A 6,341-nucleotide genomic window follows, 5' to 3' on the forward strand; every position below is an offset into this window, starting at 1 on the left:
GCACAGGGCCCCGGTTGGGGCCTTGTTTTTCTCCCGCCACGGCAAGGCGGGGCACGTTGAGCCACAAGGCTTTGCGCGCAGTCAGAAAAGTGAAAACTGTTGTGAAATGGCTGGTGTGTGTCCCGGGCTTCCGGTACCATGACGGCTTATGCGGGAATAGCTCAGTTGGTAGAGCGCAACCTTGCCAAGGTTGAGGTCGCGAGTTCGAGTCTCGTTTCCCGCTCCATGTTCCGACAGGCCCCATCGCGGGGTTTTGTCATGTCAGGGGCGTCGTTCCTGATCGCAGTACGTTGGCCTCATGGCAGAGTGGCTATGCACCGGATTGCAAATCCGTTTACAGCGGTTCGATTCCGCTTGAGGCCTCCAATTGAAAAGCCCTGACTCCGGTCAGGGCTTTTTCTTTGCGCGCAATCCGGCGCCGGCAGGCTGTACCAAAATGCACATGCGACCCGGCAGGGCCGGCTGCTAACGTCGCCGCTCTCCTCTTCAGCAGTGGTGACCGCAGTGCGAAACCTGGCGATCCAGCAGGCCGTGTATGTTCCCCTCGGCGCCATGCTGGCGCTGATCGCTTTTGCATTCACCGTGCCCGGCTACCACCCGGTCTCGCAGCACCTCAGCGAGCTGGGCCTGATGCCGGGGCTGCCGGCCAAGGCGGTGCAGGTCGGCCCGATGGTCAGTGGCTCGGCCATCATCCTCTTCAGCCTCGCGTTGCTCGCCCACGGCCGTCGTTTCGCGCTCACTGTGCTCACCTCCACCCTGTTCGGGGTGTCCATGGTCAGCAATGGCGTCTTCACCACGGGCAGCCCGCTGCATGGCCTCTATGGCATCGGCATCTTCTCGATCCTGACCCCGCTGCTGTTCCTCGCAGAGCTGGGCCCACAGGCGTCAACGCGGATGGCATGGTTTGCGCGCGCCAGCTCGCTGCTGGGCATGGCCTATCTGTGGCTGATGATGTCCGGCTTCGATCCGGAGCCCTATCGCGGCCTCACCCAGCGCCTTGCGCTGCTGCCGGCGTTCGGCTGGTACACCCTGGCGGCGCTGGAGCTGCGTTCATTCCGGCGCTGATTCGCCGGGCGTGATGGCATTTGCCCGGACACACGATCAGTCGTAGCGTATGGCCAAACGGGCCGCAGGGCCCGGGACAGGAGGTCTTGGCATGAACATGAAACCTGGCATCGCGCTGGCGTTGCTGCTGGTCGCGCCGCTGGCATCGGCGCAGGTCTACAAGTGCAAGGGTGCGTCCGGTGAAACCACCTACTCGCAGAACCCCTGTGCCGCAGGCTCGGAGCCGATGAAGCTGCGCTCCAACCGCGCCGCATTGGAATCGGTTGGCGAGCTTGCCAACCGCACCGCGGTCTACCGCACTACCGAAATGAATGACGCCGGCATTGCCGAGCGCAACTGTCTGCAGAGCGAGCAGTCGCGCATCTATGGCCCGTTCGAATCGCGCAGCCAGGCGGTCAATCGGCAGGTGGCCGATCTGAACCGGCAACTGGCTGCTGCCAGCAGCAATCTGGCCGGTGCCACCAGCGAATCTGGCATCCGCGCGCAGATTTCCAGTCTGCAGCAGTCGTTGAGCTCGGAACGGACCTCGGCCGACAGCCAGATGTCGACAGCGCGCGAGCGTTGTTCGAGCGCGCGTCGCGACCGCGAAAAAGAGGTGCACGAGAAGTACTCGAACGCGCCAGCGTCTTCTTCCTGATCGCAGCTGTCATGCAGTCAGCTGCGAAGGAGCGTCAGCACGGAAGTTGCGCGCCACCGGAATGGTGGTGCCCACATAGTGGCGGAACAGGTAGATCAGCGGTGCCCAGCGCTGCACGTCGATGTGCTGGGTACCTGCAATGGTGATCGTCTCGTGTGCATGCACCCGGCAGATCCGTCCTTCGACGATCATGAAGCCCTGATCCTGCGTTCCGCTGGGTCGATGCGAGGCAAGCAGCGCGACCTCCACCTGCAGCGGGCATTCGGCGATCGCCGGTGGTGCCACCTGCACCGAGTCGACGCGGGTGAAGCCGCCCAGTGCGAACTTGTCACGCACATGCACGTAGCCCATATCACGTTTCGAATCCGGCACAGGGGTGCGAGCGGTGGCGCGGGCGATGGCTTCAACCTGCGTCGCCTGCGTGGCATCTGCGAAGTTCAGTACGCATTCGCCGCGTGCCAGAAGATTGCTGCAGCCTTGACCCTGTTCGCCGATGCCGAGCACCACGCGGTCGCCCAACGCCCAGAATGACGAAAGCGGGCTGATGTTCGCACTGCCGTCTTCATTCAGCGTGGTCATCAGCACCACCGGCGTTCCCGGATAGAGCACAGAGGGAGTGATACAGCGGCGTTGGAGGTCTTTCGGTGGCATGCTTGAACCGTTGGTTGCGGGCGATCACTGTGCCCTGTGCAAAGGCGCGGAAGCTTCGATCCAGGTCGAATGATGCAGGACAGGGGTCGTGCCACAATGCGGCGATGGCCCAGACCTCCCGCTCTTTCATCAATGTCGGCACATTGGTCGGCGACCACGCACGTGCGGCCATGCTGTTGACGTTGATGGATGGCCGCGCGCGCGCAGCCACCGAGCTGGCCGGTGTGGCTGGCATCTCGCCGCAGACGGCAAGCAGTCATCTGCGGCGGTTGCTCGATGGCGGCATCCTGGTCGTGGCGGTGCAGGGGCGTCACCGCTATCACCGGCTCGCCTCGACTGAGGTCGCCGACATGCTGGAAGGCATCCTGCGTTTCAGCGATCAACTGCCACCGCTCTCTCCGCGAACCGTCCGGGTCGATGCCGGCTTCCGTCGGGCACGCAGCTGCTATCGACACTTGGCGGGTGAGTACGCTGTCGCCATCTCCGATCACCTGCTGGGCATCGGAGCGATCACCGCGGCTGCAGGCCATTGGCAGATGACGGCTGATGGCGCCGCTGTCCTGCGCGCCGTGGGCGAGCCGCTGGCAGAACTGATCGAACGATCACCGCAGGTGAAGCCCGAGCGCTATTGCCGTGGCTGCCTGGACTGCACCGAGCGTCGCCCGCACATGGCCGGCATGGTCGGCGAAGCCATGCTGGAGAGTTTCCTGCAGAACCGCTGGCTGCGTCGCCTCGAGGGGCGTCGGGAACTGCGGCTCACACCAGCCGGGCAGGCGGCGTTCCGCAGGCTCTTCGACGTGGGTGCCTGAGACCCGCCACGCCCCCTGTCAGTCTCAGCCGCCCACGACATGGCGACGGGGTATGGTCGAGTTCTGGTCTTCGGGAGCAGCAATGGCAGGCAAGGACATGAGGGGCTGCATGCACGATGCAGCTGGCGGGCAATGAGCAGATCCACCGCAGATGTGCGCTGGCTTACATTCCGGCTGAAGAACGGGCAGTCCATCGGCCCCGATCAACTGAAGGACGGTTGGGTCCTCGCCTCGGAGAGCCGTCATTGTGATGTGCGCCGGGAACGCATCGAGGGCGCTGGTGTGGTCTATGCGCTGTATGGCCCGCCGGATCTTCCGTCGCCGCGCCGCGCCGAGCTGCGCATGCGCGATTTCCTCATGCGCTCCGGGTATACCTTCACCATGGGTACGCTGGGCCACTGATCCGTTCGGCTGCTCAGAGGGGAGCCGCCGCTGCCTTCAGCGCCTCGACCACCTGCGAATCCACAAAGCCACAGTGGCCTTCGCCAACCGCAGGCAGTACGCGCGGCGATGGCGTTGCGCCTGCGCGCTCTGCCAGTTGCGGATACACCGCCTGCATGCGCGGCACGATGCTCGGGTCATTGTTGTTGAACTGGATCACCAGCGGCCGCTTGACCGCGCCGGTCAATGTCAGCTTCCCGCGCACATATCGCTGTGCCAGCGCGACCGGCGCGTGCCGCTGCACGCCCGCATTGAACGCCTTGTCGTCGCCGAATCCGCGGTAGACAGTCCTCAGATTGCCGACCGGCATGCCGCCGGCGCGCGTAGCCAGTTCGTGCAGGATCATCGCGTGCAGGCTGATCGTGCCCGGCAATGCCTCGGCGCTTACCTGCAGCCGTGTGGCCAGTTGCGCGGCGACGGCCGGCCGGCTCTGAAGCGCGGCAGCGATGCCTTGATAGAGCGCCATCTGCGATAGCGCCGCAGCGTCTGCCGATACCAGGCCCTGGCGGGGCAGCCCCTCGGCTTCGGGGAAGAAATAATCGAACGCCACCAGTGTGGTCAGCAGGTCGTTGGCCAACTGCTCGCCGGGCAGGTTGGCGCCGCACAGCGACACGCCGCCGCTGTAGTGCTGCGGCAGGCGTTCGAGGGTGGCGATGGCAACCGCACCGCCCATTGAAAAGCCGAGGATCCAGGTGCGGCGTACGTCCTTCAATTCGGACAGGGCGTGCACGCGCAGGCGTTCCATGTCGTCGATTGCATCTGCCACTGCCCAGCCCTGGCTGGCATAGGCGCTCTGCGCAACGGCGTAACCAGCTGCAAGCAGGCCGGCGGTGCTGTCGTTGGCCGGCATCGGCGATTGCCGCGGCGCGCCAACCGGCTCGTAGCCATGCGCAAGCATCACCAGTTCACCGTTCCAGCCGGTGGGCACATCCAGGCGCCAGCGTGCGCCCTGCAGCTCGCCGCTGGAGGTGCGCGGCGGGCCTGCGGGCGCGGCGGACAGCAGGGTGTGTGGCAGCAGCAGGGCCACGGCCAGGGCGAGTCGAAAACGTGGACGCATCGTGACCTTCCTTGCAGGCGTGTGGCGAGGATAGGGCTGGATGGTGCAAGGGGCGCGCTGCACCGCATCAGTGGCTTGCCCAGGCGCCTGATCTGACGCTAGTCTGGGGGAATGGTGACCCAGCGCATTCCGGCGATTATCCGAATTCCCCACGGGAAGGCGGGTTAGCGCGCGGCTGTTCCAGCCATGCAACCCGCCCGGGAGGGCGGGCTGCCACCGCTCCCGGGCGATCGACGTTCCTTCGCCCTCGGAGATGGCACATGCAGCGACTTCCCGCCAGTACGCACGATTACCCGGCCACCCTGCACCTGGTATGCGGCAAGATCGGAGCAGGCAAATCCACGCTGTCCCGGCAGTTGTCGATGCAGCCGCGGACTGCGCTGATCTGCGAAGACACCTGGCTGGCGGCACTCTATCCCGGCCAGATCACGTCCGTGGCCGACTACCTGCGGAACGCGGCGGCATTGCGCGGCATTCTTGCCGACCACGTCTGCTGCCTGCTGCAGGCGGGGGTGTCGGTAGTGCTCGACTTTCCCTCCAATACCCCCGCCAGCCGCGCATGGGCGCGGCAGATATTCGTTCGCGCCGGCGCGGCGCATCGGCTGCACTTCCTGGACGTCCCTGATGAGGTCTGCAAGGCGAGGCTGCACGCGCGCAATGCTGCTGGCGCGCATCCATTCCAGGCCACGGAGGCCGAGTTCGAGCGGATTACCCGCCATTTCGTTGCTCCTGCCGAGGGAGAGGGATTCGAAGTGATCCACCTACCCGGAGGATGAGCCCTTGTTCCTGCTTGAGCCGCCGTGCCGGTAGGTCTTGAATCCGATACGATCTGGCGTATCCGCCTTCTTTAGTTTGATCTGGAGTCCCGTCATGGCCGATCGTCTCGCCATCCTGCTCGAACGCTTCGCGGTCACCGCCTCGGTGTTCCATGCCGGCGCGCTGTGTGGGATCAACAGCCTCGAAGGAGAGGGCGAGACCGGCCAACTGCATCTGGTGCGGCGCGGTCCATTGCAGGTCAGCCATGGCGGGCAGACGGTGCAGGTCGATGTTCCCAGCCTGCTGCTGTATCCGCGCCCGATGCCGCACCGCTTCCATACCGATCCCCAGCACGGCGCCGACATGGCCTGCGCCAACCTTCACTTCGAGGGCGGCAGGCTCAACCCGATCAGTGCGGCGCTGCCCGATTTCATCTGCCTGCCCTTGGCCGATCTGTACGGCGGCCATGCCGCCCTGGAGCTGCTGTTCGAGGAGGCATTCGAGCAACGCTGCGGTCGAGCGGTGATGGTCAACCGCCTGTTCGAGGTGGTGATGATCCAGGTGCTGCGGCAGCTGATGGAGGGGGGCGAGATGCGCGGCGGCCTGTTCGCCGGGCTCGGCCACCCACGCCTGCGGTTGGCGCTGGTGGCGATGCATGAGGCACCGGCCCAGGCCTGGACACTGGAGGATCTGGCTGACGTTGCAGGTATGTCACGCAGCGTGTTCGCTGCCAGTTTCCGCGAGGCCATGGGAACCACCCCCGGGCACTATCTGCAGGGGTGGCGGGTCGGCCTGGCGCAGCAGGCGTTGCGCCAGGGCCGACCGTTGAAACGGATCGCCGACGAGGTCGGCTATGGCAGCGAGGCGGCGTTGTCGCGGGCGTTCAAGGCGCACACCGGGCAGTCGCCACGGCAGTGGCGGGGGC

General features: G+C 65.4%; 8 protein-coding genes and 2 tRNA genes. 8 read left to right on the top strand and 2 right to left on the bottom strand.

What is annotated here, in order from left to right; translation table 11 throughout:
- Positions 1-150 precede the first annotated feature (150 nt).
- The 4 genes from DBR20_RS14085 to DBR20_RS14100 all read left to right on the top strand — a co-directional run bounded on the left by DBR20_RS14085 (position 151) and on the right by DBR20_RS14100 (position 1,702).
- Positions 151-226, top strand: a tRNA-Gly gene (locus DBR20_RS14085).
- Between the two features lie 66 nt (positions 227-292).
- A tRNA-Cys gene (locus DBR20_RS14090) sits at positions 293-366 on the top strand.
- Positions 367-495: 129 nt separating this feature from the next.
- Positions 496-1,065, top strand: a complete 570-nt coding sequence (locus DBR20_RS14095) for a DUF998 domain-containing protein (protein ID WP_108266609.1) — start codon at positions 496-498, stop codon at positions 1,063-1,065.
- A 91-nt stretch (positions 1,066-1,156) separates the two neighbouring features.
- Entirely contained in the window at positions 1,157-1,702 is a 546-nt protein-coding gene (locus tag DBR20_RS14100) for a DUF4124 domain-containing protein (protein WP_258223367.1), read from the top strand.
- A 9-nt stretch (positions 1,703-1,711) separates the two neighbouring features.
- Here DBR20_RS14100 and DBR20_RS14105 read toward each other — a convergent pair whose 3' ends face one another.
- Complete coding sequence (locus tag DBR20_RS14105; protein ID WP_108266621.1) at positions 1,712-2,281, bottom strand: flavin reductase; 570 nt, start codon at positions 2,279-2,281, stop codon at positions 1,712-1,714.
- A gap of 176 nt (positions 2,282-2,457) precedes the next feature.
- On the opposite strand from DBR20_RS14105, the gene DBR20_RS14110 reads away from it, so the two are divergent.
- Together DBR20_RS14110 and DBR20_RS14115 are read left to right on the top strand one after the other, a co-directional pair.
- Positions 2,458-3,162 carry a winged helix-turn-helix domain-containing protein gene (locus DBR20_RS14110; protein ID WP_108266610.1) on the top strand — a complete coding sequence of 235 codons (705 nt, stop codon included), beginning with the start codon at positions 2,458-2,460 and terminating at the stop codon, positions 3,160-3,162.
- 132 nt (positions 3,163-3,294) lie between these two features.
- The gene (locus DBR20_RS14115) at positions 3,295-3,564 is read left to right on the top strand and encodes a hypothetical protein (protein ID WP_089240177.1); all 270 of its coding nucleotides are present in this window, start codon (positions 3,295-3,297) and stop codon (positions 3,562-3,564) included.
- 13 nt (positions 3,565-3,577) lie between these two features.
- Here the strand turns inward: DBR20_RS14115 and DBR20_RS14120 are convergent, their stop codons facing one another.
- Complete coding sequence (locus tag DBR20_RS14120; RefSeq protein WP_108266611.1) at positions 3,578-4,660, bottom strand: alpha/beta hydrolase; 1,083 nt, start codon at positions 4,658-4,660, stop codon at positions 3,578-3,580.
- Positions 4,661-4,920: 260 nt separating this feature from the next.
- Between DBR20_RS14120 and DBR20_RS14125 the strand changes: the two genes are divergently transcribed.
- A complete protein-coding gene (locus DBR20_RS14125; protein WP_108266612.1) occupies positions 4,921-5,436 on the top strand; it encodes an ATP-binding protein in 516 nt (171 codons plus the stop codon).
- Between the two features lie 94 nt (positions 5,437-5,530).
- Positions 5,531-6,341: AraC family transcriptional regulator (locus tag DBR20_RS14130; protein WP_108266622.1), on the top strand; the 811-nt coding region annotated here is incomplete at its 3' end.

Origin of the sequence: Stenotrophomonas sp. HMWF023, assembly GCF_003060985.1 — a bacterium.
GTDB lineage: Bacteria > Pseudomonadota > Gammaproteobacteria > Xanthomonadales > Xanthomonadaceae > Stenotrophomonas > Stenotrophomonas lactitubi.